The sequence below is a fragment of the Methanobacteriaceae archaeon genome (genome assembly GCA_013403005.1).
GTDB lineage: Archaea > Methanobacteriota > Methanobacteria > Methanobacteriales > Methanobacteriaceae > Methanobacterium.
Genome location: JACBOA010000004.1, coordinates 101,448 through 127,940, shown reverse-complemented (window position 1 = coordinate 127,940; position 26,493 = coordinate 101,448). Strand labels below are relative to the sequence as shown.

The window sequence follows — 26,493 nt, the reverse complement described above, 5'->3', positions numbered from 1 at the left end:
ATCAAATTTCCCCTTAACCAATTAAATCATATTGACCAGGATTATGGATAAATTTGAAATCTATTAATTTTTTAGAAATTTAGGAATCATGGATTAAAACACTCTGGTCTTAGCAATATCATCCTCAATATCCATTATTTCATTTACATATGCCTTTGAGATATCATCTGCCAGTTTAGAAATACTATTAGAATCTAAATCAGGGGAATGTTCCATTAAACCTGCAGTTTCCACATCTTCTGGTGTTCCCTTGGTGGTGATGTTCATGGCAAAGTGGATTTTCATACTGCTGATTGAACATGATGCTATGGATACACTGAGTTTCCCCCTGCCACAGTAAAGATCATCCCCTTTTCTCTGGGTTTTGATTCCCAAATCAGTGAGTAAATCCTGGACAATCATCACTAAAATTCGTTGCCGGTGGTAGCAGAGTCTGATATCAGCTGGTTGAACATCGAAGTGTTCTATTATAAAGTGGAGCATTTCATCAGATTTTATCTCCACCCCCACATCTTCGTAATCTATTAATTCATCTGGCTGAATATTCATAGGCCCAATCCAGCTTACAATACTGGAACCCTTCACCCCCAAGTTCTGAAAGGCCCAGATCGGCTTTATCTGACTTCCATCATAGGTGAGTCCTGGTTCAATTTTTATGATTTTCAAATAAATCACCAAATTCTAAATTTACCCACAGAAATCTTAATCCACAAATATGAATCATGATAATATAATCTGAAGAACATAAACTTATTTTAACCTTAGTTTTAGCATCTGCATTAACCTAATTTACTGAATTTAATGGTTACTCATCTAGAATTACTAGTTCTTTATAACCCGTCTTAGGGTCAAAAACTCTCTTGAAAGTTTTTTCTATTGGCATTATGCATAATTCAACTGTGGTGTGCACTATACTACCATCCAGAAGATGTCCACCAGTTATGGTTCCCTGACTATCTGAAACTGCCAAATGCACATGGACACCGTTGGTGGCCAGAGTCCCTGTGGCAGATACTATTTCCAAAGGACCTTTAATCAGTTTTTTAGTTTCATCTGCCATTCTCAGAAATGTATTGTCCAAACTTCCCACCATGCATATGATAACACCTGATTTAAAATCATTTTGAGCCCTAATTTCTTCCAGGGACTTTTTGAGGTCCTTACCAGGTATTAGTCTTTTGACTATCATATTTAATAATATTTAATAATGTTGTCCTTCATTAAATTAATGCATGCGAGCCAGAGTCCGAGACTTTATCTACACCCAGGATGATCTTTTCTTGGCAACCACCACCTACCTCCATCCTAAGGACAGAATAATATCATTTTTACGTTACATTCCAGATCCCAGGGGTGAAAGAACCCTTAATGGTTCCCGTTATGCCAAAGTAGATTCTAATCAGGCTTATAATTTTTTGAATGATTTTTACCCAGATTATCTTTTTGACTGTGGAGTAACTGGGGTAGAGATGATGGGTGTGCCTATCAATAGAATAGAAAAGATTTTAAGCCCCGTTGATCGTCTTTATGAGATACTTAACCACCCTTCACCGGATGAACTTCTTTTAAAAGTGATTAAAGTGGCTGAAACCTTCCAAGAACAGGCCGGGATAAAGCTGAAACATTTAGGGATTTCTGGATCCGTTTTACCAGGCTTATATGATCCCCAGATATCAGATATAGATTTTGTGGTTTACGGCCTTGAAAACCATCGAAAAGCTATTGAAACCTTTGAATCGATTAAAAATGATTCAAAAAGTCCTTTGAAAGCAATTGAAGATGAATATTGGGCTAAACTTTATGAAAAACGGATAAAAGACTCAACATTGAGCTACGATGAATTCCAATGGTACGAGAAAAGAAAGAATAACCGAGGAGTGGTAGAAGGTACTCTCTTCGATATCCTGGCCACCAGGGAATGGGACGAAATCACCGGAACCTATGGTGAAGAAACCTACCAACCCTGTGGAAACATTGAAATTGAAGCTGTTGTCTCTGATGCCCTGGCTGCCTTTGATAACCCTGCAGTTTACCAGGTGGAAGATGTTAAAATCTTAAATGGCCCCCAAGTTTCGTTAGATGAAGTTGCATCCTTCACTCACACCTATTCAGGCCAGGCTAGGGAAGGAGAAACCATTATTGCCCGTGGTAAACTGGAAAAGGTTGTGGGTAAAAAAACCCATTATCGCCTTATAGTGGGGACCACCAGGGAATCTTTAGGAGAATACATTAAACTAAAGGATTTGAAATTAAACTAAAGGATTGCTAATTAACTATAAGATAACTATTGAGATGATTGATTAATAACGGATTAAGGACTAAAAAAAATCAATTTAAGATATATAAGGTAATTGTGGATAAAATACAGAGAAATCACTAACTGCATGCATATCTTAGACTAAAGTGGATTGGAATGATTCAGATGGAAGAAACTGTTAACATCGGACTTATTGGTTTTGGAACTATTGGAAGCGGAGTGGTGGCCACTTTTAACCAGAACATTGGCTTGATTGAGGGTAAAGTGAATAAAAAGGTTAATCTTAAACGGGTTGTAGATCTGGACATAACCACTGATCGTGGCGTGGATATAGACCCAGAGATACTCTCCACCAATGTGGATGATATCCTGGAGGATGAGGATATTGATATTGTTATTGAACTGGTTGGTGGTTATCAGCCTGCACTAAGTTTCATTTTAAAAGCCATGAAAAAGGGTAAACACGTGGTTACGGCAAATAAAGCCCTTTTAGCCAAACACTGGCAGGAAGTAACTGATTGCGCCCGTCAAAACCAGGTGAGAATATGTTTTGAAGCCAGTGTGGGGGGAGGGATTCCCCTTTTGCAGCCCTTAAATGATGGTCTGGCTGCCAATAACATTGAAACTGTTTATGGGATTATTAACGGAACAGCTAACTACATTCTAACCAAGATGGCCGATGAGGGCTTAGACTTCGAAGTAGTTTTGAAACAGGCACAGGAAATGGGTTATGCTGAAGCAGATCCCACCTTTGATGTTGAAGGACATGACACTGCTCAGAAGCTCATAATTCTAACCATACTCGGCTTTGGTGCTTACATTACTCAGGATAAGTTTCATGTGGAGGGCATAACTCACATCACACCCGATGATATTCAGTTCGCCAGGGATGAACTGGACAGTGTGATAAAATTACTGGCCATAGCCCAAATAAAAAATGGACAACTTGAAATGAGAGTTCATCCCACCCTGGTACCTAAAAGCCACCTATTGGCTGCAGTGAACGATGTTTTAAATGCAGTTTATCTGGAAGGGGATATTGTGGGACCTGTGCTGATGTACGGGCCGGGTGCAGGGATGATGCCCACTGCTAGTGCTGTGGTGGCTGACTGTATAGATATTATTCAGGATATGGAAAGACCAGTATCTTATGGACCCCATAAAAGCCGGGTGAAAATTTTGAAGGATATTAGTGATGTGGAATGCAAATATTACCTTCGAATAACAGCCCTGGATAAGCCGGGAGTTTTGCACTCCATATCCGGTATTTTAAGTGATCTGGACATAAGCATTGAATCCGTAAGTCAGAGAAAAGCTATAAAGAGTGAAGCCGTGCCTATATTCATGGTAACCCATCATGCGAAGGAAAAAAACATGCGTAAAGCCATTAAACTCATTGAAAAACAGGATTTTGTCAAAGAAGAGATTAATCTAATCAGACTTCTTTAGGGTTCAATTTAACATTTTTAATTTTTTTACTTTTGTTGCAAATTTAGTTAAAATTCTATTTTATGTTAAATTTGAATGATTTAAAATTTGAATGAATTTAAAGATGATTCACCTTTCATTTTAAAAATTATTGACCATAAAATAAGTTTCAAATGAATTAGAATGAAAAGAATTATAATTACAAAAATAGAGATTAAAAATAAGATTTAAAAAAAAAGGATTTAGGAAAAGATAGGTCTTGGTTAACCGAAAGCGACATCAAGACCGGATCATAGTTAAAATCATTTTATACCTTTCCAGAGCATGGAGAGCGTGAGGTTCATTGGCAGGCATTATAATCATATCCCCCTTCTCCAGAATGTTCTTTTTACCGGAAATGGTTATCTCTGCCTTTCCATCAATGACTTGGACCATAGCATCAAAGGGGGCTGTATGTTCGCTTAATCCTTCTCCTTTGTCAAAAGCGAATATAGTTACAGTTCCAGTTTCCTTGCGGATTATCTCCCGGCTCACAACTGCCCCTTCCTGATAATCAAGCAATTCCTCTAAAAATATTACAACAGATTTGAGATCTTCAGACATTTAGTTCACCTCTCATTTTAATTAAAGATTTTTAACCTTCTTCCATGAACTCAATTAATTTTTTCAGGTAAATGTAGAAGTTGATCAGGGCATTAACATAATCCCGGGCATCATCCACATCATTGACATCATAATCTTTTTTGGAGAGCACATCATCAAATCTGGACCATACATCTTCTTTGACGGATTCCAGGATGAAATTCATAAGATCATTTAAGTTTTCAGTTTTAACAGCCATCTCAGCCATTTTTACAACTGGTTCCCCATTAAGATGAGCTGGTTTTATTCCAGTGTAAGGCATTCCCCTACCAGATAAATGTAATCTTACCACAGTTTCAAAGAACCAGTAGTCTGCCAGTTCAGCTGCATCACCACTTAGCTCCCTCACCACCATGGTCCGCTCGAAGGCATCTTTCAACTCAGCCTCATATTCTTCCTTAACAAAAGGAAGTACATAATTAACATTTTCCATTTCAAGAGCTTCTTCAGCAGATTTAACTACCACACTATCCATGCGATCACCGTGGAATACCATTGTTTCACCCTTCGACAAATTTAATCCAAATATTAGATTGATAAAAATTTATTTCCAATAAATCTTTACATGGACCCTGGATTATTCATTTAAACCCTTAATATATATTCTTATCATATTAAAATCTCATAGAAATCTATTCAACCACCTGATACTGCTTATTATTTTGTTGGCAATAGTATTAATATGGTTAGAGTTAGGTACCATACGATGATTCAAAGATTAAGTTACAGTTAAATCTAGGTTAGAAACATATTAAATAGTGGTGATACCATGGATAAAAAAACTGAGGAACTCCTTAAAAAATGTGAAAATGTGGAAGATACCAGTATTATGGGCACCTGCAAAGGCCTGTTGAAGATGATGGCTGAAAAAGACGTGGTGATTGAAGATAAAAAGGGAGAAACCTATCTTGAGATGGCTGAAAATCTCAAACCCAGTGATGTTTCCCAAGTACTGCAGTTAGCCCTGAAAGTTAGGGAAAGCGGAGATATTACTGACGTTGAACTTAAAAATGAAGCAAGTAGACTCATTAGAGCCATTGAAATGAGTTAAAATTCAGCTAAATTATGACTTGATAAAGATTTAACATCTTTTTTTATTTTCAAATTTTTGATTAAAAAACTTTTTAGATTAAATAGTTTAAAAAACGATTTAGTTACATTTAATGATTTATAATCTTAATAATTAGATTTTAATTTAAAATAAACATCAGAAGGTTAAAATACGATTGATAAACTTTGATAGGATTCAATATATTTAAAATATCTTCTTATTCAGCTTTTTAATGTCGAATATGGCTGTGTCTGCCACTGCCATGACTGCCATCACCCCTGCCTGTATGGGGTCGGTTACCACCAAGTCTGCTTTTTCTGTGACACTGCCTGGCATGTTGAGGCTGATTACTATGACCTGGTGATGTTTTTTTATCTCATCAATGGCCTCGCTTATCTTTCCTCCCATAAGTGATCCTGCCAGTACCAGTGCACTTACCCTGGGAAGTCTTCCCACTGCTAAAACCGCCTCTGAAAGGTTCTCCTCCCCCACCAGAGGTATGGTGTCTACACTTATGTGCTCTCCCCGGATATTATGACGATCTGCTTCTGTAATGGCGCCCTGAGCCACCATGGCTACCTGCGCCCCTCCACCAATTATGATAATCCTTTTTCCGTAGATCTCATGCAGAGTACGGCATTCTTCAACACCAGTTACGGCTTCAAAGTTTCTGATGTTTTCTATGAATTTCTTCACATTTTTAACCGCCTCTAACTCCATGTAAATAGAGGCATGATCCTTGTCCTCTATGAATAGATGAGTGTAGGTTATGTTAATCCCACATAGGGCTGTTAATTCAGTTATATCCCTCAGTACTCCTGGTCTGTTAACTGCTCTGATGTTTAAGGCTATTTCGCCCATCAAGAATATCTCCTGATAATTAATATTTAATTTATTATCTAAGGAATTTCTAATTAAACTATCGTTTTTTAGAAAAAACGTTGCCTGAAATTTTAATAAATTGATTATAAGGATTAAATCATATCCTGGCTTTTTGGATATATAATCTATAACCTTTTTTTATAACTAACTTCTTTAAAAGTAATCTTAAATTCCGTCCCATTTTCCAGGTTAAGTTCTATTTCCCCATCAAGTTGTTTGATTAAACTATTAATCAGCTGTAGACCTATTGTTTTGGTATTTTTGATATCAAAATCCTTTGGTAGTCCGATTCCATTATCGGCTATGCTTAGTACCGAATATTCAGGTAATTTTTTGAGTTGGATTTTAATGGTACCTTCATCTTTAGGAAAGGCATATTTAACACTATTAGTGACTAATTCATTTATTATCAGTCCCAAGGGGATGGCAGTTTCAATGTTCAGATTGATATCTTCAATATCTAATACTGGTTTAATGGATGTTTTTTTGATTCCATAAGAATAAAATATTTCATGAACAAGTTTCTCCACATATTCTTTGAAATTGATGCTGGTTAAACTGGGGGACTGGTAAAGTTTCTCATGAATCATGGCCATGCTTTTCACCCGTCCCTGGCTTTCCTTCAAAACCCTTACTGTTTTTTCCGAATCTTCAAAATGAATCTGCAGATTCAACAAACTGGAGATAATCTGCATATTATTCTTTACCCGATGATGAATCTCCCTAAGAAGAACCTCTTTTTCCTCTAGAGATTTTATTATTTTATTATCTGCTTTTTTGCGTTCAGTGATGTCGTTGAAGATCACTAAGATGTAATTGGAATCTTTATCCTCCTTTATAATAGTTAATGAAGTTTCCCCCCACCTGATATTTCCATTCTTATCAAATATCCTAGATTCATAAGGATCTACAGTTTTATACTTAACTAAATGCAAAAATTTTTCTTTGTGTAATGCTAAATCCTCTTCGGGGAAAATATCTAATTTTGAGAAGTGTTTTCCCACCAGTTCAACCTTAGGTTTGCCAATAATTTGCTCGGCAGTCTTATTATAATCCAGTACTTCACCATCTTCACTGGTAATTATGGTATAAACTGGATTGGATTCAAACAGAGTTTTATATTTCCTTTCACTCTGTAACATGGCTTTTTCAGCCTTTTTGCGTGCAGTTATGTCCATAAACATGCCGGATAGCACATTGCCTTCAAGTTTGACACTTCCCATTAAATGAACAGTTCTACCCGTCTTGGAAAGGGCTTCCAACTCGTAATTAGTGATGTTTCCCTTTTTTTCAAGTAAATGAATAAGTTCAAGTCTGTCATCCGGGTTCTTATAAAAATTTATGATGTTTTGTTGCTTGAGCTCCTCTACATTTGGGTAATGGAAAATCCTGGCAATGGCCTCATTGGCAAATAAGATTTCCCCCTGCAAGTTAGTCTTAAATATTCCCACCAAGGAGTTATCAACCAAATTTCGGTAGTTTTGTTCACTCTTTTTGCGTGCCTTCTCTGTAACTTTTAAATCATGGAGTGATTTTGCCAGTTTCAGGTTGCTGTAGCTCATTTTTGAGATCATCTGGGCAAATTCACTGTAAAACTGCATTACAGTTTCCACTTTCTTGCGACTCCACCTCGGAACCTGCTCTAGGGCTGCCAGATATTTTTCTTTGTCAAATCCGAATTTATCTGCCTGGGCTTCAAACAGTTCATAATCTATTTTTTCATCTTCAAAGAAGAATTGTCCCAGGAAAAGGTTTCCTGCATGATTTTCTCCGAGCATTATAGGAGTTACCATATCCCACATGTTATTTTTGCACTTGTAAATTCGGTATTCGCCTGGTTTTAAATCCTGTGTTAAATAAAGATCGCTTTCTAAGCAGTTCTTGCAGCTATGTTGGTTAACTCGATGGAATTTTGTACATATGTCCTGCCAGCCAGTGGCAACAAGAACATTACCCTCCAAATCTAAAATCGCAATACCTATTTTGGTTAGGGCAAAAAAGTGGTTCATTAATGACTGTATTTCTTGTGTATTGATGATGTTTTTTAAGTCCTCTTCTTCAACCTTGTAATCCGGAGATAGAATATTGTCCAATTTAAGTTTTAATTCTCTTTCACGCTCTTTTAATGCCTCTTCCAAATTTTTATTATATGTTACATCAGTTATGATTCCTTGAATCGCTATGGGATTCCCTTTTTCGTTGGTGATTAGTGTGTTGCGTTGGTTAAGCCATTTCTCTTTACCGGATTTAGTTATGATTTTATATTCGTAGAATGGAGACACATCCCCTTTTAACAATTTTTCCAAGTTTTTTCTAAAATATTCATGAAAATCAGGGTGGATTAAATCCCAGATAAAACCAGGTTTCTTATAAAAAATATCAAGTGGTGTTTCGAATAATTTTTCTGCGGCAGGATTTACGTATTGGTATTGACCATCTGGCAGGGACATCTGATAAATAACATCCTGTGAATTCTCAGTGAGTCTCCTGTATTTCTCTTCACTGTCTTTTAATTCTTTTTCCATTTTATTTTTATAAATTGCAAGTTCAATAGCATATTTAAGTTCAGTAGCATCGTATGGTTTTATCAAGTACCCATATGGCTCTGTAAGTTTGGCTTTTTCAATTGTTGACTCTTCAGAATGAGCTGTTAAGAAAATAAGAGGAATATTAATTTCTTTTATTTTTTTTGCTGCCTCAATACCATTAGTCTGTCCTTTTAGAACTATATCCATTAAAATGAGATCAGGCCTGATTTCGGAAGCTTTTTCTACGGCTTCTTCCCCTCGAGAAGCAACATATGGCACCGTATATCCTAAAGATTCCAGGGTACGCCTTATATCCATGGCTTCAATACTTTCATCTTCCACCAGAAGTATTTTGGCTCCAGTCAATTTAAAAACCTGTATATATTTATATTTTTTTAGTATTTGTTTTTATTGGGACTGTACCGTTTAGGGGTGTTGGAGTGTTCATCAAAATTTGAAATTCGTTTATTATGGCTCTTTCACCAAACAAAGACAATTTAAGGCAAAAATTGTTTGCAAATATCCATCAACCCCAATAGCTTTACAGCCCCCTAAATTAAAAAAATCTTTATAATAAATGGGTTTTTATTTATAAATAAAATTGGTATTTTTCAATTTTATAATCAGTGATTTTTTATGAAGAGGATTATATGGTATTTGATTGCAGGGAGTAGAGGGGGAGCTAATAGGGCTAGAATAATTAAAAAACTTAATGAGAGACCTTATAATGTAAATCAACTTTCCGAAGAACTCGATCTGGATTATAAAACCGTTGAATACCATATTAAAGTATTAGAAGACCATAAATTTATTGTTAAATCTTCAGGGAAGAAATATGGGGCTTTATTCTTTTTATCAGATGATCTGGAAGAAGAATACTCTTTATTCCTGGAAATTGCAAAAAAATTGGAGATAGAGTAAATAAAGATATAATAAATATATTCTGAAGATTCTGAAGAGGTGATTAAATGGCAGATCTAAATGGAACAATAAATGGAGGGATATGGTCAATACTGCAGCCTACAAACAGTCAAATTATAAGTATAGATATTATTATAGGTATTGCTATTATATTACTTTTAATTATTTTACTATACGTATATGTGGATAGTTATCGGAAGTTTAGAACCAAATTTACTCTGGGCCTAGTTTTATTCGCATTATTATTACTATTCCAGAACATAATATTCACATCTTTACTGTTAACATTCAGTAGCTTCAGGAACATGGAAATTGGAATTCCCTTCTTCTTTATAAATTTTATAGAATTTTTCGCACTATTAGTACTGATCTGGATAACCTTAGGATAAAAAAAAAGTTGAGTTATGGGTAAAATCTGGGTATAATTATTTATATGATCTTCAGATATATTATATTTAACCAACATAAAGGTGAGATAATGGATAATCTCAAGAAGATTGTTCTTATAATTACTGCCGTTGTTATTATATGCTCCATTCCAGTATTCGCAGGTCAAATATCAAACCAAATACAAAAACAAGAACAAATTCAGAAACAAAACCAATATAATAATCAGAACTGTGACCAAAATCAGTCCCAGAAACAAAATCAACAACACAATCAAAACGGTAATCAACAAGGAAACCAACAAAATCATAACAATAATCGAGAAATTGTTCAACAAAATCAAAATCAAAACAGTAATCAACAAGGAAACCAACAAAATCAACAACAATATCAAAATAGACAATAATTATTGAATATGCTATGTAACACTAATTAAATAAAAAATTAAAATAAAAAAAAGAGTATAGAATATCTATTAATACTTCATACTCTAAATTCAAAACAAAACCTTTTTCCAAGTTTATGTTTTGTTTGAGTTTGCATATTTATTTTGGTACTGGTTCTGATTTTGAATTTGATCTCCAGTACCATCACGGGCTTGATTCTGACTTCTAGTCTGAGTTTGATCCTGGTTTTGTGTTTGTATTTGGATTTGATCCTTATTTTGTGTTTTTACTTGTATTTGATCCCTATTTTGTGTTTGAACTTGTTTTTGATCCCTGTTTTGTGTTTGTGTCTGGATTTGATTTCCAATAGAACTGCATTCCCCTGTGCAATTTCGGTCTTGTGTTTTTAATTGAGTTTTAGTTTGTGTGTTTAGTGGTGTGTCACTGCTAGCTGCAAATACAGACACTATACTAACCAACACAACTAGAGAACATAGCAAAGCTGATTTTTTCAACATATTAGTTCACCTCCTCTAGTCTTGTTGATTAAACATATCACAGATAATTTATAAATTATTTTTCCGAGATTTCTCCCAGATTCATACCAGATTTCCACCAAATTAAATTTAAATACAAATATCTGTTAAAGAATGATCATCATAAAAAATCAGAATACTGGAAAGCCTTAAAACCAACCAAGGAAAGAATATTCGATGTTTCACTTGAATTATTCTCAGAAAAATGATTTGGTATAGTCTCAGTGCTTGAAATAGCCCTTGAAGTTGGTGTAATTGAAAGTTCTATTTACAACCATTACCCCCAGCAAAGAAGCAATACTGGATGATATAATCGACTATCTCTAACGTGAACTAAACCAGAGTGGGCTTCTGAAAATGAAGGTGCAGATTTAATGGACCGGACTTAAAGTGTATTTCCATTTGGATGCTAGAAGGCTCATGAAATGTATCAAAACCCTTTAAATAAAAAAAATATGATTTCTGGTTTCTTTTGAAACCTGTCACCAAAAAATTAAGGGATTTTTTCAAAAATGAACTTTTAGAAGAACCTATTAACGTCTGGGAATCTAAATTCCAGATGATGATTGATAAAAAAATGATTAAACCTGTAAACCCTCGAACACTGGCCTATGAATACTTCTCATTTACCATATTCCTCTTCTTTGAATACTTCGTCTTGAAATACAATGAGGACTTTGACTCATTCATGGAACTGCCTCTGGACCGGATGAAAAACCATACAGAATTACATTTTAAATGCGATTAGAATTTGATGATTAAACTTTGATAAATAAAAATACTACACCTTAACAGATATTTAATCAGATTAATGATATGGATGTGATGCTGTTGAAAATATTAACAATCATTGGAAGTCCCCGCAAAAAGGGTAACAGTTATCAGGCTGCTAAAAAATTGGAAGATGAAATGAAAAAGAAAGGTCATTATCAATTCGAATACCTGTTCCTTCAAGATGCCCATCTAGAGGCATGTAAAGGCTGTTTCAACTGCGTGTCCAGGGGAATTGAGTTCTGCCCCCTTAAGGATGACCTCCAATTGATTCAAGATAAGATGGAGGAGGCTGATGGACTGGTAATGGTCTCCCCGGTGTATGTGATGAATATATCCGCCCTTCTGAAGAACTTCATTGACCGGATGGCCTACCTCTGCCACCGCCCAGCCTACCATGGTAAGAAGGCTCTCGTTGTCTGCACCACAGGAGGTATGGGGGCAAAAGAAACCCTAAAATATATGGATATGATTACGGAAGCATGGGGATACCAGGTTGCTGGTAAATGTAGTATGGTAACTGCACCCTGGCCACCCACCACCAGCTTGAAGGAAAAAAACACCATTGCACTGGAAAAATCAGCTAAAAAATTTGATAAATCCCTTAAAAACATTGAAAAAGAAAAATTTGATGGTTTGAAGGTTGGAGTAAAAAATTACCTGAGTTTCCGCATTTTTCAAACCATGTCTGAGAATGTTAAAGAGTATATGCCTGCTGATTACCATTTCTACCAGGAAAAAGAGTACTATATCCTAGCTAAGATAGGTATCCCTACCAAAATCTTAACCAGCATTTTATTGAAGCTGGTTTTTTTCATTATGCGAGATATGGGTCCTGGTGATGAAAAAAACCAATAAAAAAAACCCTCGAAATGTGTTTTTGAGAATGAAAATTGTTTAAAAAAATTTTTAAGGTTTTTTCTTTAGAAATGCTGATCTTTTAAAATTTCCAGAGATTTTTTATAAAATCTGGAATATATCAGTGCACCTTACTTGACCATTATACTATGACTGTAAATAAAAACTCCCACCACAAGGTGCTGCTGGTGGGATACAACGGTGCCAACAACACCGGATCCGAAGCCAGATTACTCTCCATAATAGAAGATGTTCGGGGAGTGCTGGGTCCTGAAACTGAGATCACAGTTCCCACTTTGAATGAGGAGAACCTGCGCCGTTACCTTTCTGAAGATGAAAAAATACATATTGCTCCCATTCCCTCCATATTCTTCTTTTCAATTTATAAACTGGTTGCTGAACATGACTTGTTTCTGCTGGTGGAGGGAAGCTGTTACATGGACACCTGGACTTCAGCACTTCTCTGGGCATTTCTCTGGGCAACCAAAAGCGCCCATAGACAAAAAAAGCCATGTGTTGCTTATGCAGTAGATGCTGGGGAGTTATCCAGTTTTAACAGTTGGCTGGTGAAAAGAGAAGCCATCAAAACTGATCTCATAATAACCCGCACCAGTTATGCAGCAAAAAAACTCAGAGAAATTGGAGTAACCGCCCCTATCAGGACCTGCTGACTGTGCCTTCACCTTTCAGGAAGAACCTGAAGACAATGATTTCCTGGGAAAAATCTGGCCAGAATCAAGAGATGGTGTTCTAGGTCTGGCAGTGGTAGATTTCTCCCTGTGGCCCGTGGTGATAAGACCCTGGGGTCGTGAAAGACATTTATAAGTGGCCATATTATTTTTCCCGTTCTAAAAATCGGCTAGAAGCACGCGAAAAGCTGATTGAAGGATGGGTGAAAACTGCAGACCACATAATAGAAAAACACCAGAAGAACGTCGCCCTCATCTGCATGGAAGAGTTGGACCAGCCTCTGGCTGAAGATATACTTTTAAAAAATAAAAAATAAAGATAAATGCCATTTAATCTCCTCTAGAGATTATAATGCATCCCAGATGACCTGCATACTTTGTGAACTGGATTTGCTGGTTACTTCCCGTTATCATTCCGCAGTGTTATCCCTTAGATCTTGTGTTCCGCAGATAGCAGTGGGTCATGATCCGCGACTTTCATCATTCTATCATGATCTCAACTTGTATGCTGACTACTTTTTAAGCCACAATACCCCTAATTTATGGGAAGTTGTTGGGGAGAAGATAGATTTGCTATTAGCTAATCCTGATTTAGAGAAAGATCATCTAAAAAACGGCTTACATACACAGCTCAACCTATATCTCATGAAAACCCCATCCTGCTTCAGAAGTTCCTCACGGAAGGGACGCTGAAAATGAAAACTGATGTGGATGATGAAAGATGAATCAAGGACTAATAATATGAATGGATCGGTTAGATTAATCCATTACCTAATGAATGATGGCAAAATAAATGCATCCATATAATAACTATACAGAATCTAATGAGATTTAGGTAACTGGAGAGATATATGGCCAATAGAGTGCTGATAACTGGTGCAAATGGATTTTTAGGAACCCAGATAGCTCGCCAGTTAATTCACCAACCCGGAATTAAAATCATAGCCATGGTAAGGGCTCAAAACCAAATCAGTACAGTGAGGCGGTTGAAAAGAGCATGGTATGATTGGGATGAACTTTCAATCCTTAAAAGATTCAAAAATGGAGAATTCAAACTCATATAAAAAATCAGCAAATCAAATATTTTAATATCATCTTATCCTGCGAAAACCTGATTAGAACCGACCATGGATTAAAGGAGATATGATTGGACTTAAACCCTGAATTTCAGGAACTGGAGGATGAAATTCGTCCACAACCATTTCCACAGGATAGGTAGAGGCTCCTGACCAGTGCCATGTTCCAATTGCCCAAGATTTGGATTTAAACCCCCAACCAACCCCCAAAGCTGAAACCGAAAACATGTGTATCCTGTGGACTTTGTGAACCTGGTTGTAAAACTGGGGCTCGTTGGGACTCCCGAAGATTCTTAAGACAGGCTGTGCATAATGGGGCGAAATTGGAAACCAGTTCTTATGTGGAAAAGGTGTTAGTTGAAAAGGGAAAGGTAACTGGTGTTCAGATTCAATCAAGAGGATTGAAAACTCTAAAAGCCGATATGGTTGTTTTAGCTGCTGGAGGAATAGGAACTGCTCAAATTCTGAAAAATTCAGGATTACAAGCTGAAGATCGTTTATGGGCTGATATTCTACTCAACCTGGGTGCTGTTTCCCCAGGTGCCCGGCAACTGGAAGAACCACCCATGTTATGGTACACCACCCATGAAGGTCATATACTCTCCCCGTATCTGGACATATTTTCCCACCTCTTCCACCAGCCCTGGAGAAAGGTATCTCTAGAGAACCGAGTGGGCATCATGGTGAAACTGGCAGATACTGAAAGTGGTACAGTTTTAGCCAATGGAAAAGTGGAAAAAGCTCTGACCCTGCATGATCGAGAACATATGGATGAGGCCCTGATTCAGGGTCAAGAGATAATGGAAGGAGCAGGTGTTTCAGGACCATTCATACAGGGTATGTATAACGCCGGTCACTTGGGCGGTACTGTGCCCCTTAAAAAAGAAGATGTAATAAATATGAGGCCTTCATGGCTTCCTGAAGGTTTTTAGGTGGCTGATCTTTCTCTGGTACCCCGTTCCCAGGGGATGCCCACCATGTTGTTAACTATGGCTCTGGCTTTGAGGGTTGCTCGCATGAAAACCCGGTTTAAACCTGATTAAAGAGTTTAATCAGATCATAGTTAACATGAAAGCAATGGATAGTCCTAATTAAAAAAAAGAAATAATTTAAGAGGATGATTGATAGATTAAAAAAATGAATTTATTTAAAAAAAATGATAGGAAATCTACCAGTTTCAAGGTGCTCCTCCCGCACCACCCATGTTTTCACCAGTAACTGCATTGATGGTTATTTCCCCTACAGGACTTCCATTGATTTCAATGGGAACAATATACATCATCTGACCATTTACTTCATCCAGTTGAGGTATTCCTACCTTAGCTCCTGGTTCTTTTACATAAGTTTCTGCAATTTTTTGGGCTTCTGAGGGAGATATTTTAATTTTAACACTTCCTTTAATCCTTTATTTATTATTTGCGTTACTATAACTTTATTGGAACTGCTTAAATTGGAAATTTAGTTTAGCTTGTGATAATACTTCCTTTGAAACTCCAATGCTGCTAGAGCAAATGTTCCAACAATTATAACGGCCTTAAATGTCGATAGCACCATGAAACTAGTCGATTCTTATACTATTTTTTTCTCTCATTGTATGACTCTCAGAATGGTAGGCTGGTGTAGTAACCCTTTAATGTGAATGTTCCTGTGTTCCAATTATTTATGGATCCAAAGCTATTCCGGGAGCTAGTTGCATCTGCAGCTACCCACATACCATTTACATAAATATCTGCCCATACATGCCCGTACCAACTACCACTACTGAATTGACAGTACCCATGGACGTATCTGGCAGGTATTCCTACAGCTCTTTCCAAGGCAATCAACAAATGAGTGGTGTCGACACAGTTTCCTCCACCTGTGCTCAAAGTGCCTAGTGCACCTTTCTGGGTGTTATAATAAAACTCGTAGTTAATATTATCCCTAACCCAGTTAAAGATGCGTAAAGCCATTTCATATGGTGAAGATGCTCCTGCAGTAATGCTGCTGGCCAGTGCTATAATACTTGGATCATTGGACTGGCAGTTAGTAGTAGCTACAGTGTATTGTTCAAACCCGGCAGGTGATTTATAAATTATTAATACCCATGGTTTCATAACTGCAAAATCAGCTTTTTTACCACTAGTATTGTAATAGTCCATGATCATACTATACATATAAACCAAATTCTCATACCTAAGATAGGTTCCCAAACTGGTTCCATAAGCAAAATCCGGAGTCTTCCCACTACTATCCATGTAACTCTTAATATCATTAGCCAATTTAAGATACTCCGCTTTAGGAATCACTCCAGAAGTGATGGATTCGATAGGACAAGTTGGTGTTGCATAGCTTCTTAGAGGTATGAGGCTGGTGTTCCCATTGTTTACTTTAATGGTTGCTGTTACTAGAAGTTCTAAGAACTGAGGCATGGAAACATTAATACCACCGATCATCACACTATCCGGCAATTTCGAATAATTTTCAATATAATTCCTAACATTAGTCGCAGCTGCCTTAATATCATCAATAGAAAATGTAGCAAGAACATCTCCCTTAACTACAAGCCATGGTTTCATAACTGCAAAATCAGCTTTTTTACCACTAGTATTGTAATAGTCCATGATCATACTATACATATAAACCAAATTCTCATACCTAAGATAGGTTCCCAAACTGGTTCCATAAGCAAAATCCGGAGTCTTCCCACTACTATCCATGTAACTCTTAATATCATTAGCCAATTTAAGATACTCCGCTTTATAGATATTTCCAGCTACAATGTTTTCAAGAGGACTAGTTGGTGCAGTGAAATTTAATAGCAATATGGGAGCATTGTTCCCGTTGTTCATTTGAAGAGTGGCTGTGACCAGAAGCTCTAAAAATTGAGGCATGGAAACATTTGTAGTGCCTACTAATACCCTATCTGGAAGTTGATTGTAAGTTTCTATGTAATTCCTTACGATAGATGCACTGATCTTTATTTGGTCAATTGTAAAACTGGGGATTGGTTCACTTGCTCCGCTGGCAGGAATATCAGCACTAATACCATATTCACCCTTTAATTGAGATGTGTTGTTTGAATTAGAGCTTCCTGAGTAGGTGTTGTTGTTAAAAGAAGTTGATGAGTTAGCAGTTAAGTTTTGTTCATCAATTTGACTCGTTGCATAAATTCCATTTATACATAATAGTGTTATGGCTATCGCTAACACAGGGAAAAGTATTTTTCTATTAATTTTACCGCCTCCATGTCCCTTAACATCCTTTTTCTAGGATCATCAGACGTTTTTGGACAGCTATTGATCATTTCATTATACTATATAAATATTTTGATGGAATTCTTCAAAAAAAGACAATTCTAAGGCTTTTTTTTCAATTTAGAGGACATGCTACGGATTTTGAAAAGTTGATTTTTTATAAGCATTATTTGTTTGTTTTTTAAATTAATAAGCCCTTATTATGGCCTATGTATGAAAAATATAACTCTTATGAACTATTATACCATAGGCCCCTTTCTTTAAATCATTAAGCCTAGAGGCTGTGTAATCTAATAACCAAAAAAACCCCATTTATCTAAAAATGAAATATAATGAACATTTAAACATCCATATAATCCATACCGAACCCATTGCCTCCTGAAATTAAAATTTCTAAGTTTTAATAATAAAGTATCATATTTTCTGTCTCAATATTACTTTGAAAGATTTCATATTAATTGTATGATAATTAGTACTTTTGATGATGTTAAAGTGCTTTAAGCATCCTGTGATCATCTCAAATAGCTTATATTATCTAGAATAGAGATGAAAGAGATAAATATTATGCAAATTATCAATGAAAGATTTGATGAAATTATCCAGCTAGTTTTGATTCAAAAATATAGCTAAGATGCTGAATATCCAATTCTTTTCAGGGTTTCTGCAAACTTATCCAAATCTAACCCTGCTAAAAAATATTTAAAAAAGGAAAAAAAGGATTTACTAAATATTAAATATTGGAGTTAAAATTTCAAAAAAAATTCCTTTAAAAAAAGCTTATTGAGAAAAGAATATTGATTTTATTCTCCCTTAGCAAGTTCTGTTTTCAATTTATCCAATTTGGCTTTAGCCTTGCGAAATCTGCTGAGATAGTTATCTTCCTCGGTTAGGGGAATGAGTTCAAGACCTAACTGGCTCTGTTCTTCTAGCCATTCTTCATTAAATACGGGCACCTCTAACTTTATGGGTTCCTCTGTGGGGTTGACCACAATCACATTCCGGTAGGGGAACTCGGTTTCCACAATATAACCCCCCAGGCTCATGATGTGCAGGGGCCTGATTACAATTTTCATTTGATCACCATAACGTGTTTAAATTATTTCTATCTACTTGAATGATTCCTTTAAGTTACTATATCTTTTTAGTATCATTTTTCTGTGGTTTAAAGGAGTGCCGCAACTATGGCCAATACTCCTATTATAGAAACTCCTGCAACAGTTGGATAGAACTGTTTATAGGTGAATACTGGTGAGAATGCACTCATCACTGCCATAATCATTGGGAACAGCAGAGCTACTATCAAGGTGATGATGAAGTTTATGTTTAGGATGTTGGGAGCTATTCCCAAAAATAGAGTGCTGAATAAACAGGCTAAGGTAAACATCAGAAATCCACGAGTAATGTATACATAAGCCCTGTATTTTGCAGCGTATTCCAGGTAGGGTCCTTCAACCACGTCTGGTTTGGCTTTTAAGATGGCAAATGGGTATTCATTCAGGAGGATCATGTATCCCATGAAGAATACTATGGCTCCCAGTACTCCTGCCACTGAGAACAGGATGGGTCCGTGTGTTTGCTGGTAGGCAACTATGTCCTGTAAGTATATGCTTCCGGTCATGGCCACTGCCACAAAAAGGGCAATGTATAAGGGGAAGGATCCGAATGCTATTAATCTGAAAGCGCGAAGGCTGCTTAACTCCTCAAAAAATGATCTGGGGATTTCTGGATGTTTAGCACCTTTCACCTTATCCGGGAAGGGCATGCGTACAGATAACACTGATTTTGAAAGGCTGCCCATGAACATGTACATTATTTCTTCAACTTTGAGGAACCCCACAATGGCAATTACACTGGCTAGGGTTCCTAAAAAGTACATTTCAGGGATGAGGAATAATAGGAGGATAACTATTATTATCAAACTTATTAAGGGTAAGGAATTGTATAATCTGGGCATTGAAGATTCGGGATTGATGGTTTGTTTGAAGAAAAATTTAAGGGGAGCCATTATCCCGGGACTGGTAATGGGTGGGCCTACCCTTTGCTGAATCCTGGCATGGATGAACTTACGTTCGATACCTGGTAAGAATAGACTTACTATGAAGGCCACCACCAGGGTGCCTATTACTGCCAATGCTGAATATATAAGGTCCATGGTTTATTTCTCCTCATAACTTGATGATCTCAATTGCCCGGTCAGTGCAGGTGAAACAGGGGTCACATTGCACCACAGAAAGCTGGGCATCGGTTATATGATGACCTATACAGGCATGCTGCATGGCTCCAATATTAGCCATGGATGGTGTTCGGATAACACAGTTCCTAACCCTGCCATCTTCCAGGGCATAGGAATGGTAAAGGGTTCCCCTCGGAACTTCAATGTAACTTTTGGTCAGAGGCGTGTCCTGCATCTCCCAGCTACGATTGGTAATAGGGCCGTCTGGAAGGTCCCTTACAGCTTGTCGTATGATTTTTATGGCCTCAAAGTTCTCGAAAACCCTCATAAGAAGTTGTGACTTAACATCTCCGTCGTCCTGAGTGATTATATCAAAATCAAAAGGATCATATTCAAACATTTCTGTTCTAAGGTCAGATTTAACTCCAGTAGCTCGCAGGGTGGGTCCTGAACAGGCCCATTTAAGGGCATCTTTCTGGCTGATTACTCCCACTCCTGTTATTCTACTCATTACCATGGGGTCGGATACAAAACGATCGGCAAACGCCGTTATTTTCTCCTCAAGGAGATCCATTCCCTGTGTTATTTTTTGGATGCGCTTATCATCAAGTTCACACCGGGGTCTAACTCCCCCTAATACTGCTGAACCATACTGAACCCGGTTCCCTCCGATCATTCCCAGTAAGTCCATCACAGTCTCCCTGATATAGAAAAGACGCATTGAAAATGTTTCATGACCCAGTACTTCGCTTCCATGGGCCAAGTAGAGTAAGTGGCTGTGAAGTCGTTCTAATTCTTCCATTATAACCCTGATGTATATTGCCCTTTCTGGCACCTCTATTTCCAGGGCTTTTTCTGCTACCCGGCAGGAGTTCCAGATGTGACTGTTTGAACAGATTCCACAGATCTTTTCAGTCAGACTGTTAGCTTTCTCCACAGGCAAACCTTCCATGATTCGCTCCACTCCCCTGTGGTTTACGCCTACAGTCATCTCCGCATCGCGGACGATTTCATCCTCTACAAATAGTCTTAGCCGGTATGGTTCAAGGGCAGCTGGATGTACAGTTCCCATTGGAACTTCTGCCTCTATAACCGTCCGGTTTTTTTGGTTATCGTCCATTATATTACACCTTCATAATCTTATTGAGCTTTATGTGACTTGCTCGTTAATTTGCCTCTTTTTTATCAATTAATTGAATTTAAGGTTTTAGGTTTGGTTTTAGGTTTTATAATCCATAATGTTCTATTCAGCATTTAACAGTAGGGGTAATGCAGATACCAGCCCAGCTACTATGTCCTGTGGTCGTACAGCACACCCTGGGACCTTGGCATCCACTGGTATGATCTGATCCACTGGTCCGGCTATTTCTTCGGAGGGTATGTCACCATGACAGTTTTTATAAACTCCACCCATTAATGCACAGGCACCAGCTGCAACCACGGCTTTAGGTTCAGGTATAGCTTTATATATTTCCCTTAGGGGCTGTTCATTGTGTTTAGTGACTGGTCCAGTTACTACCAGAACATCAGCTTCCCGGGGGTTCCAGGTTAGAAATACCTTGTATTGCTCTGCATCAAATTTGGGGGATAATATGCAGTTTACTATCTCTATGTCACAGCCATTGCATCCGCCAGTGTACACTAACATCACATGTACTGCTCGGCCCCGTGAATATGATTTCAGGCTCATATGATTCCTCTTAAAGATTTTTTTGTTATTATATACTTTTGATTAAGTTCAAAGGATTTGGTTGTAAATTTTATTATATTAACATATTTTTGATGTGGCATTTTATTCTCTTCGCTTTCTTATGATAGTATTATCAGCTAAAAACTGGGATATAAATGCTATTTTATCTTCTGATATTTTTACAGGTTTTTCCAGAAGTTCAGATATATCTGATTCCACTTCACCCACATCATTGGGATGTATGGTTCCTGCTTCTCCGAATAATGCGTATAATGGGCAGAAGTCGTGGCAGTAGTAACAATTGACGCATTTTTCACTGTTGAGAACTGGTAGTTGGGTTTTGGTTAGTCCTTCCAGAAGTTCCTCTGGTTCATCCAGATCCACCATTTCTATGGCTCCCGTGGGGCAGGCATTACTGCAACCTCCGCATCCAATGCAAGAAACTTCAGCAACCTTGGGTGTGGGTGTAACCCGGCCCTCCAGGATCATGCTTCGTACTTCCATGTCTGTAACCCGGTCGCTGGCAAATAAGATTCTTTTGAGGTTGGTGAATGCACCTTCCAAGAATATGAGGAGTATGTTGGTCATGGTTCCACCTCGAATTCCCTTTCAAACAGTATGGCCCTGGCTGGGCATGCATTCTTGCAGCCTCCACAGTATATGCATTTGGAATCATCCACCACTATTTTACCATTTTCATCCTCTTTAATGGCTTCCTCAGGACAAATCTTTGTGCATAATTTACAGTTCATGCACATTTTTTCCATCACAAAGGCGAATCCTTCCTTGATGGTTTTTTTACGCATGGTGGTGGTAGGTATTGCATCTACAGGGCAGTGGATGGCACATTTTTCGCATAAAACACATTTATTGGTGTCCACTTCTATGGTTCCCCTGCGTAAGGTGATTGCCTCTTTGGGACATATTTCTGAGCATATTCCACATGAGATACAGTCTTCTGTGACTGATCCATCCCAGGTCACATTTCGGAAGCTGCGAGCTTCATTAACATCACAGGCTTTAACGCATCTACCACATGAAACACAGAATCCTTTAATTTTCCTTTCAGTGTCTTCTGAAAGTCGGAGGGTTCCCACTGGACAGGCATCTATACATGCTGTAGTTTTACATCCTTCACATAGGGTGGGATCATAGCGCAGGTGGCCGTTGATCATTTTAAGTGCTCCGCCTTCACATGCATCGGCACACAAGCCACAGTTCAGACAGGATATGATTTTTCCTTGGATTTTTTCATCTTCTTCCAGTTTACGGATCTTAACCTGGAAGTCATCCACGTAAATGGCCTGGTTGGGACATTCTTCCAGGCATTTGAGGCAAAGGGTACATTTTTCTGGATCTATGGTGCAGTTTTCTATGGCCCCCACTGGGCACGCATCCTCACATACCCTGCATTCTGTGCATTTACCCTGGGGTTTAACATCCACCATTATGGCTTCTGTGGGACAGTAATATTCACATCGTCGGCAAAGGGTACATTTTTGGTTATCAGTGACCAGGCTGGTTCTTTCTACAATTTCTTCCTCCTTTTTTGACCTCATGGGAGGTTGAACTGTGAGATTGAGGGATTCCAGGAATTTAAGCTGTCTGTCTTCAATAACATCATAAGCGTCGATTCTGGCCTTTTCCGGGCATGCTGGAACGCAAATACCACATCTGGAGCATATGCCTTTAACAACACCCTCCTCTATGGTGATGTTATTAACGGGACATGTGAGCTCGCAAACTCCACATGCATTACATTTAGCCCGGTCTACCACGAACCCCCCGTATTTGTTGCGGAATATGGCCCGGTTGGGGCATGCTTCCATGCAAGCACCACATGTTATGCAACTGAAGGCTTTGCCATCTATAAGGCGAATAGCCCCTGTAGGGCATTCTTGGATGCATTCTCCAATGCCTTTGCATTTGTTTGTTGTTAGAAACATGAGTTATACCTTCCAAGTTGATTTTGAGTTTTTAAGTCATCTCTGGATTAAATTTTGGATTAAATTGTTAAGTCAAACGTATTGTGATCCATTTAGGTAGTGATTATTAATTTTAGTTTCATTCCTCCATTTTTTGAGGTTTGTTTCCCCTTCCAAATATTAGTTTACCGAGAATAATACCCACTGCTGCGGCAATAAAACCACTGGCAAAGGGGGTGTCATTGTAGTAGGGAAAAGGACCCAGTTGGTAAGCCATTATAAAGGCAACTATGATGAACAAAAGGTATACAGATGCACCGAATTTTAATCCACTTTCAGGAACATCTCTGATTCGGCTTCCCAGTACCAATCCCAGTATTAATCCCAAGACAAGGGGGCCTAAATATAAGGTTATCATTATTCAACCTCCTCTTCAGGAAGTTTTCCATCGGATTCATCTTTATACTCTTTAAATCCCATGAATGCTATTACTACTGCACTTAAACCTACCATAACCTTTAATCCCACTGCAAAATTTAGATAGGGTAAAATTCCCGCATGAGTGGGGTCGGGATAGTCGAATATGTTTTTTATTGCCACCGGGACTAGGTGGTATATATCCACACCCAGGTTGTACAAGTAGTATCCAGAGAATACCAATCCAGCTATTCCCAGGAAAACAAATAGTAAAGCACCGACACTTTCTACTCCAGCCAGGAAATCGTGGGATAGATGTAATGGACTGTCTTTAAGTCCGTAAACTATAAGGCAGAATATTAATGCGGCTGCAATCATTGCCCCACCCTGGAATCCTCCTCCAGGGGTGATGTGTCCACCCAGTATAGTAAGGATACCCAGGCACATGATGATCATGGCTGCGGGGAATACGAATATTTTGAGTATGGTGCTCATGTTATTTACCTCCCAGTTGGACTCTTCCCCGTCCAAATACCAGTAGAACTGCAACAACTGCAGTGACCAGGATCAGGGCCTCACCCAGAGTATCATAGCCCCTCCAATCGAATACCACTATGGTTACCATATTAGGGGCTATTTTAGGACCTACGTAGTTGTAGATATAACTTATACCTGGATATATCATCTGTTTGAATTGGTATGTGGATTGGAAGATTGTCACTGCAAATACGAAGAGAGAAAATCCCATTATAAGATTTCTTGTTCCATTAGACATTTAAATTCCCCCAGTAAAATAGGGTAATTACTATTGCCAATGCCAGTATGACATAAAACATCATAGCTACCAGTGAATCGTTTTGTTCTTTTTTAAAGCGCGGCATGAGGGGCATGGCTGTTAAAGCTGCGAATAGAACCACCAGGACTGCGACTATCATGAGGATCCTACTAACATGACGGAGCATGACCAGTGCCACCAGGACACATGAAATCAGGGTTATCTCTGCTGTGAGCATGGACGATGTGGATATGTTAGTTACCGGGGATTCATCGTCTTTTCCCTGGATAGATTTGATTTTATTCACTATCAAGTCATAGAGGTTCATACTACACCCCCTGCTAATCCGGTTGCCAGTGGTTGTAGGTAGCTGGTTACCACTTGTGGGAACAGACCAAACAGGATACAGACCACCAGGAACACCAGCATGGCTATTATGGTAGCTTTAGGTATGTTTTCACTTTTTATTTCCAGATCTGCAGGTTCCGGACGTAGGAAAACTGCGTGGAATGCTTTCATAAAGGTCATGAAGGTAACGATGCTTAAGAGAATCATTATCACTGCTAACTCAGGAAGACCTGTATTGATGGATGCATGGATTAGCATTAGTTTACTCTGGAATGCGTTAAGGGGAGGCACTCCTGCCATGGCAAATCCTGCCAGTAATACCAGAAGAGCCACCAGTGGATTTCTAACCATCATTCCACCCAGTTTACGGGTGTCACTCACTCTGGTCTGATACAATACTGTGCCGAAACCTATGAATAGGAAAGCCGTGATTATTGCTTCGTTAACTGCCTGGAAGAGTCCGGCGGTTATTCCCATTGCAGTGCCCAGGCCCAGGCCCAAGCCTATGTATCCTAGTTCTCCTACTGCCAGGAAGCCTATCATCCTTTTGATGTCTGTCTGGACCAGGGCCATGGTGATTCCCAGTATCATGGCCAGAAGGGATGCTCCCAGTATAACCCATTGGGAGAATGGTAGGTAGGAGAATATCCTCAGGATTATGATTCCCAGGGCAATGAAGGTGAATACAGAGAAGGCTTGGATGAGTGCTGCTCCACTGGGGAGTGCTTTGCTGTAAATAGCTGATTTGATGGTGTGGAATGGGGGAAGACCCGAACCGTATAACCATCCGAATACTATTAAACCACAGGCCATTAATAAAACCGGGTTCTGCGGATTTACCAGCCCGTTTTTCATTGAATATATGATATCTGTTATGTTTACATTCCCAGTTACTCCCAGAAGCAGTGCTATTCCCAGTAGTAGTAATGGTGCGGCTATGCCTCCCAGTATCATGTATTTAAGGGCAGTTTCATAGTTGCCCTTTATATTGGATACCAATACTATTCCCACCGTGGCCAAGGCTGCGATTTCAAAGAAGACATAGAGATTGAATATGTCATCGGTTAAAAGTACAGCAGTTACTGCGGCGATTCCCATGAACATCATGTATCCATAAACTCCAGATGGTCGGCGGGTTTCAAATAGAGATGTGAATACAGCCAGAAGTCCCACCAATCCCAGTATGAATACGAATATTTTCTGTGCACTCTGGAAGGAATAGGTGATGGCAGGGTGGAAAGTGTTTAAAACAGTTCCGGTGATGATTGAGGGTAGGTTACTGGATAAGGATGGATTTTCAATGAGAGGTGCGTATCCACCAAAGTAATGAAAACCATAATTGGCTATAATTGGTAATGAAGGTAATATTAAGGCTAAAATGATGGCTATAGTCTTTACTGTGCGATCCTTTTTATGTAAAAGGTTTAAAAACAGGGCACATAGTATGGGAACAATAACCATCAGGGGTATAAGGATGTTCATAATATCCCCCCGGTTGCATTGCAAGGCATATTATT

Annotated in this window: 28 protein-coding genes and 3 pseudogenes; 11 read left to right on the top strand and 20 right to left on the bottom strand. The window is 38.3% G+C overall.

Annotation, left to right across the window (positions count from 1 at the left end; translation table 11 throughout):
* Nucleotides 1-93: 93 nt before the first annotated feature.
* Together HVN35_04730 and HVN35_04725 are read right to left on the bottom strand one after the other, a co-directional pair.
* On the bottom strand, nucleotides 94-666 hold the full coding sequence (locus HVN35_04730) for a DUF366 family protein (protein NYB51846.1): 573 nt from the start codon (nucleotides 664-666) through the stop codon (nucleotides 94-96).
* A gap of 139 nt (nucleotides 667-805) precedes the next feature.
* Entirely contained in the window at nucleotides 806-1,189 is a 384-nt protein-coding gene (locus tag HVN35_04725; GenBank protein ID NYB51845.1) for a DUF296 domain-containing protein, read from the bottom strand.
* Between the two features lie 43 nt (nucleotides 1,190-1,232).
* Here HVN35_04725 and HVN35_04720 point away from each other — a divergent pair, with 43 nt between their 5' ends.
* Together HVN35_04720 and HVN35_04715 are read left to right on the top strand one after the other, a co-directional pair.
* Entirely contained in the window at nucleotides 1,233-2,258 is a 1,026-nt protein-coding gene (locus HVN35_04720) for a DNA polymerase subunit beta (protein ID NYB51844.1), read from the top strand.
* A gap of 164 nt (nucleotides 2,259-2,422) precedes the next feature.
* Nucleotides 2,423-3,706, top strand: a complete 1,284-nt coding sequence (locus HVN35_04715; protein ID NYB51843.1) for a homoserine dehydrogenase — start codon at nucleotides 2,423-2,425, stop codon at nucleotides 3,704-3,706.
* 258 nt (nucleotides 3,707-3,964) lie between these two features.
* Here the strand turns inward: HVN35_04715 and HVN35_04710 are convergent, their stop codons facing one another.
* Together HVN35_04710 and HVN35_04705 are read right to left on the bottom strand one after the other, a co-directional pair.
* Entirely contained in the window at nucleotides 3,965-4,288 is a 324-nt protein-coding gene (locus HVN35_04710; GenBank protein ID NYB51842.1) for a cupin domain-containing protein, read from the bottom strand.
* Nucleotides 4,289-4,319: 31 nt separating this feature from the next.
* Entirely contained in the window at nucleotides 4,320-4,823 is a 504-nt protein-coding gene (locus HVN35_04705) for a hypothetical protein (protein ID NYB51841.1), read from the bottom strand.
* Between the two features lie 273 nt (nucleotides 4,824-5,096).
* Here HVN35_04705 and HVN35_04700 point away from each other — a divergent pair, with 273 nt between their 5' ends.
* Nucleotides 5,097-5,378 (top strand): hypothetical protein, encoded by a 282-nt coding sequence (locus HVN35_04700; protein ID NYB51840.1) that lies wholly within the window; start codon nucleotides 5,097-5,099, stop codon nucleotides 5,376-5,378.
* 204 nt (nucleotides 5,379-5,582) lie between these two features.
* Here the strand turns inward: HVN35_04700 and HVN35_04695 are convergent, their stop codons facing one another.
* Complete coding sequence (locus HVN35_04695; protein ID NYB51839.1) at nucleotides 5,583-6,239, bottom strand: DUF5612 domain-containing protein; 657 nt, start codon at nucleotides 6,237-6,239, stop codon at nucleotides 5,583-5,585.
* 146 nt (nucleotides 6,240-6,385) lie between these two features.
* Nucleotides 6,386-9,154 (bottom strand): PAS domain S-box protein, encoded by a 2,769-nt coding sequence (locus tag HVN35_04690; GenBank protein NYB51838.1) that lies wholly within the window; start codon nucleotides 9,152-9,154, stop codon nucleotides 6,386-6,388.
* A gap of 270 nt (nucleotides 9,155-9,424) precedes the next feature.
* On the opposite strand from HVN35_04690, the gene HVN35_04685 reads away from it, so the two are divergent.
* From HVN35_04685 to HVN35_04675, 3 genes are all read left to right on the top strand, one after another.
* Nucleotides 9,425-9,709: a winged helix-turn-helix transcriptional regulator gene (locus HVN35_04685; protein NYB51837.1), complete on the top strand. Its 285-nt coding sequence runs from the start codon at nucleotides 9,425-9,427 to the stop codon at nucleotides 9,707-9,709.
* Between the two features lie 80 nt (nucleotides 9,710-9,789).
* A complete protein-coding gene (locus HVN35_04680; protein ID NYB51836.1) occupies nucleotides 9,790-10,098 on the top strand; it encodes a hypothetical protein in 309 nt (102 codons plus the stop codon).
* 89 nt (nucleotides 10,099-10,187) lie between these two features.
* Entirely contained in the window at nucleotides 10,188-10,502 is a 315-nt protein-coding gene (locus tag HVN35_04675; protein NYB51835.1) for a hypothetical protein, read from the top strand.
* 114 nt (nucleotides 10,503-10,616) lie between these two features.
* On the opposite strand, the gene HVN35_04670 is transcribed toward HVN35_04675, so the two are convergent.
* On the bottom strand, nucleotides 10,617-11,000 hold the full coding sequence (locus HVN35_04670; protein ID NYB51834.1) for a hypothetical protein: 384 nt from the start codon (nucleotides 10,998-11,000) through the stop codon (nucleotides 10,617-10,619).
* A 122-nt stretch (nucleotides 11,001-11,122) separates the two neighbouring features.
* On the opposite strand from HVN35_04670, the pseudogene HVN35_04665 reads away from it, so the two are divergent.
* The 5 genes and pseudogenes from HVN35_04665 to HVN35_04645 all read left to right on the top strand — a co-directional run bounded on the left by HVN35_04665 (nucleotide 11,123) and on the right by HVN35_04645 (nucleotide 15,455).
* Nucleotides 11,123-11,766, top strand: a pseudogene (locus tag HVN35_04665) (TetR/AcrR family transcriptional regulator).
* A gap of 83 nt (nucleotides 11,767-11,849) precedes the next feature.
* Nucleotides 11,850-12,647 carry an NAD(P)H-dependent oxidoreductase gene (locus HVN35_04660; protein ID NYB51833.1) on the top strand — a complete coding sequence of 266 codons (798 nt, stop codon included), beginning with the start codon at nucleotides 11,850-11,852 and terminating at the stop codon, nucleotides 12,645-12,647.
* Between the two features lie 149 nt (nucleotides 12,648-12,796).
* Nucleotides 12,797-14,061: pseudogene (locus tag HVN35_04655) on the top strand (polysaccharide pyruvyl transferase family protein).
* A gap of 126 nt (nucleotides 14,062-14,187) precedes the next feature.
* Nucleotides 14,188-14,400 (top strand): SDR family oxidoreductase, encoded by a 213-nt coding sequence (locus HVN35_04650; GenBank protein NYB51832.1) that lies wholly within the window; start codon nucleotides 14,188-14,190, stop codon nucleotides 14,398-14,400.
* A pseudogene (locus HVN35_04645) lies at nucleotides 14,370-15,455 on the top strand (GMC family oxidoreductase N-terminal domain-containing protein). Before HVN35_04650 ends, HVN35_04645 begins: the two are co-directional and overlap by 31 nt.
* A 134-nt stretch (nucleotides 15,456-15,589) precedes the next feature.
* Here the strand turns inward: HVN35_04645 and HVN35_04640 are convergent.
* The 13 genes from HVN35_04640 to ehbF all read right to left on the bottom strand — a co-directional run bounded on the left by HVN35_04640 (nucleotide 15,590) and on the right by ehbF (nucleotide 26,458).
* Nucleotides 15,590-15,814, bottom strand: coding sequence for a PepSY domain-containing protein (locus HVN35_04640; protein ID NYB51831.1), 225 nt, complete (start codon nucleotides 15,812-15,814; stop codon nucleotides 15,590-15,592).
* A 199-nt stretch (nucleotides 15,815-16,013) separates the two neighbouring features.
* The gene (locus HVN35_04635) at nucleotides 16,014-17,285 is read right to left on the bottom strand and encodes a hypothetical protein (protein ID NYB51830.1); all 1,272 of its coding nucleotides are present in this window, start codon (nucleotides 17,283-17,285) and stop codon (nucleotides 16,014-16,016) included.
* A gap of 1,163 nt (nucleotides 17,286-18,448) precedes the next feature.
* On the bottom strand, nucleotides 18,449-18,721 hold the full coding sequence (gene ehbP, locus HVN35_04630) for an energy-converting hydrogenase B subunit EhbP (GenBank protein ID NYB51829.1): 273 nt from the start codon (nucleotides 18,719-18,721) through the stop codon (nucleotides 18,449-18,451).
* A gap of 89 nt (nucleotides 18,722-18,810) precedes the next feature.
* Nucleotides 18,811-19,800 carry an NADH-quinone oxidoreductase subunit H gene (locus HVN35_04625; protein ID NYB51828.1) on the bottom strand — a complete coding sequence of 330 codons (990 nt, stop codon included), beginning with the start codon at nucleotides 19,798-19,800 and terminating at the stop codon, nucleotides 18,811-18,813.
* 13 nt (nucleotides 19,801-19,813) lie between these two features.
* Complete coding sequence (locus tag HVN35_04620) at nucleotides 19,814-20,941, bottom strand: nickel-dependent hydrogenase large subunit (protein ID NYB51827.1); 1,128 nt, start codon at nucleotides 20,939-20,941, stop codon at nucleotides 19,814-19,816.
* 123 nt (nucleotides 20,942-21,064) lie between these two features.
* Nucleotides 21,065-21,511 carry an NADH-quinone oxidoreductase subunit B family protein gene (locus tag HVN35_04615; GenBank protein NYB51826.1) on the bottom strand — a complete coding sequence of 149 codons (447 nt, stop codon included), beginning with the start codon at nucleotides 21,509-21,511 and terminating at the stop codon, nucleotides 21,065-21,067.
* Between the two features lie 102 nt (nucleotides 21,512-21,613).
* Entirely contained in the window at nucleotides 21,614-22,099 is a 486-nt protein-coding gene (locus HVN35_04610; GenBank protein NYB51825.1) for a 4Fe-4S binding protein, read from the bottom strand.
* Complete coding sequence (locus HVN35_04605) at nucleotides 22,096-23,457, bottom strand: 4Fe-4S binding protein (GenBank protein NYB51824.1); 1,362 nt, start codon at nucleotides 23,455-23,457, stop codon at nucleotides 22,096-22,098. Before HVN35_04605 ends, HVN35_04610 begins: the two co-directional genes overlap by 4 nt.
* A gap of 118 nt (nucleotides 23,458-23,575) precedes the next feature.
* The gene (locus HVN35_04600; protein ID NYB51823.1) at nucleotides 23,576-23,851 is read right to left on the bottom strand and encodes an energy-converting hydrogenase B subunit J; all 276 of its coding nucleotides are present in this window, start codon (nucleotides 23,849-23,851) and stop codon (nucleotides 23,576-23,578) included.
* 2 nt (nucleotides 23,852-23,853) lie between these two features.
* Nucleotides 23,854-24,348 carry a cation:proton antiporter gene (locus HVN35_04595; GenBank protein ID NYB51822.1) on the bottom strand — a complete coding sequence of 165 codons (495 nt, stop codon included), beginning with the start codon at nucleotides 24,346-24,348 and terminating at the stop codon, nucleotides 23,854-23,856.
* Nucleotide 24,349: 1 nt separating this feature from the next.
* On the bottom strand, nucleotides 24,350-24,628 hold the full coding sequence (locus tag HVN35_04590) for an EhbH (protein ID NYB51821.1): 279 nt from the start codon (nucleotides 24,626-24,628) through the stop codon (nucleotides 24,350-24,352).
* Nucleotides 24,621-24,956: an energy-converting hydrogenase B subunit G, EhbG gene (locus HVN35_04585; protein NYB51820.1), complete on the bottom strand. Its 336-nt coding sequence runs from the start codon at nucleotides 24,954-24,956 to the stop codon at nucleotides 24,621-24,623. Before HVN35_04585 ends, HVN35_04590 begins: the two co-directional genes overlap by 8 nt.
* The gene (gene ehbF, locus HVN35_04580) at nucleotides 24,953-26,458 is read right to left on the bottom strand and encodes an energy conserving hydrogenase EhbF (GenBank protein ID NYB51819.1); all 1,506 of its coding nucleotides are present in this window, start codon (nucleotides 26,456-26,458) and stop codon (nucleotides 24,953-24,955) included. Before ehbF ends, HVN35_04585 begins: the two co-directional genes overlap by 4 nt.
* Nucleotides 26,459-26,493 lie beyond the last annotated feature (35 nt).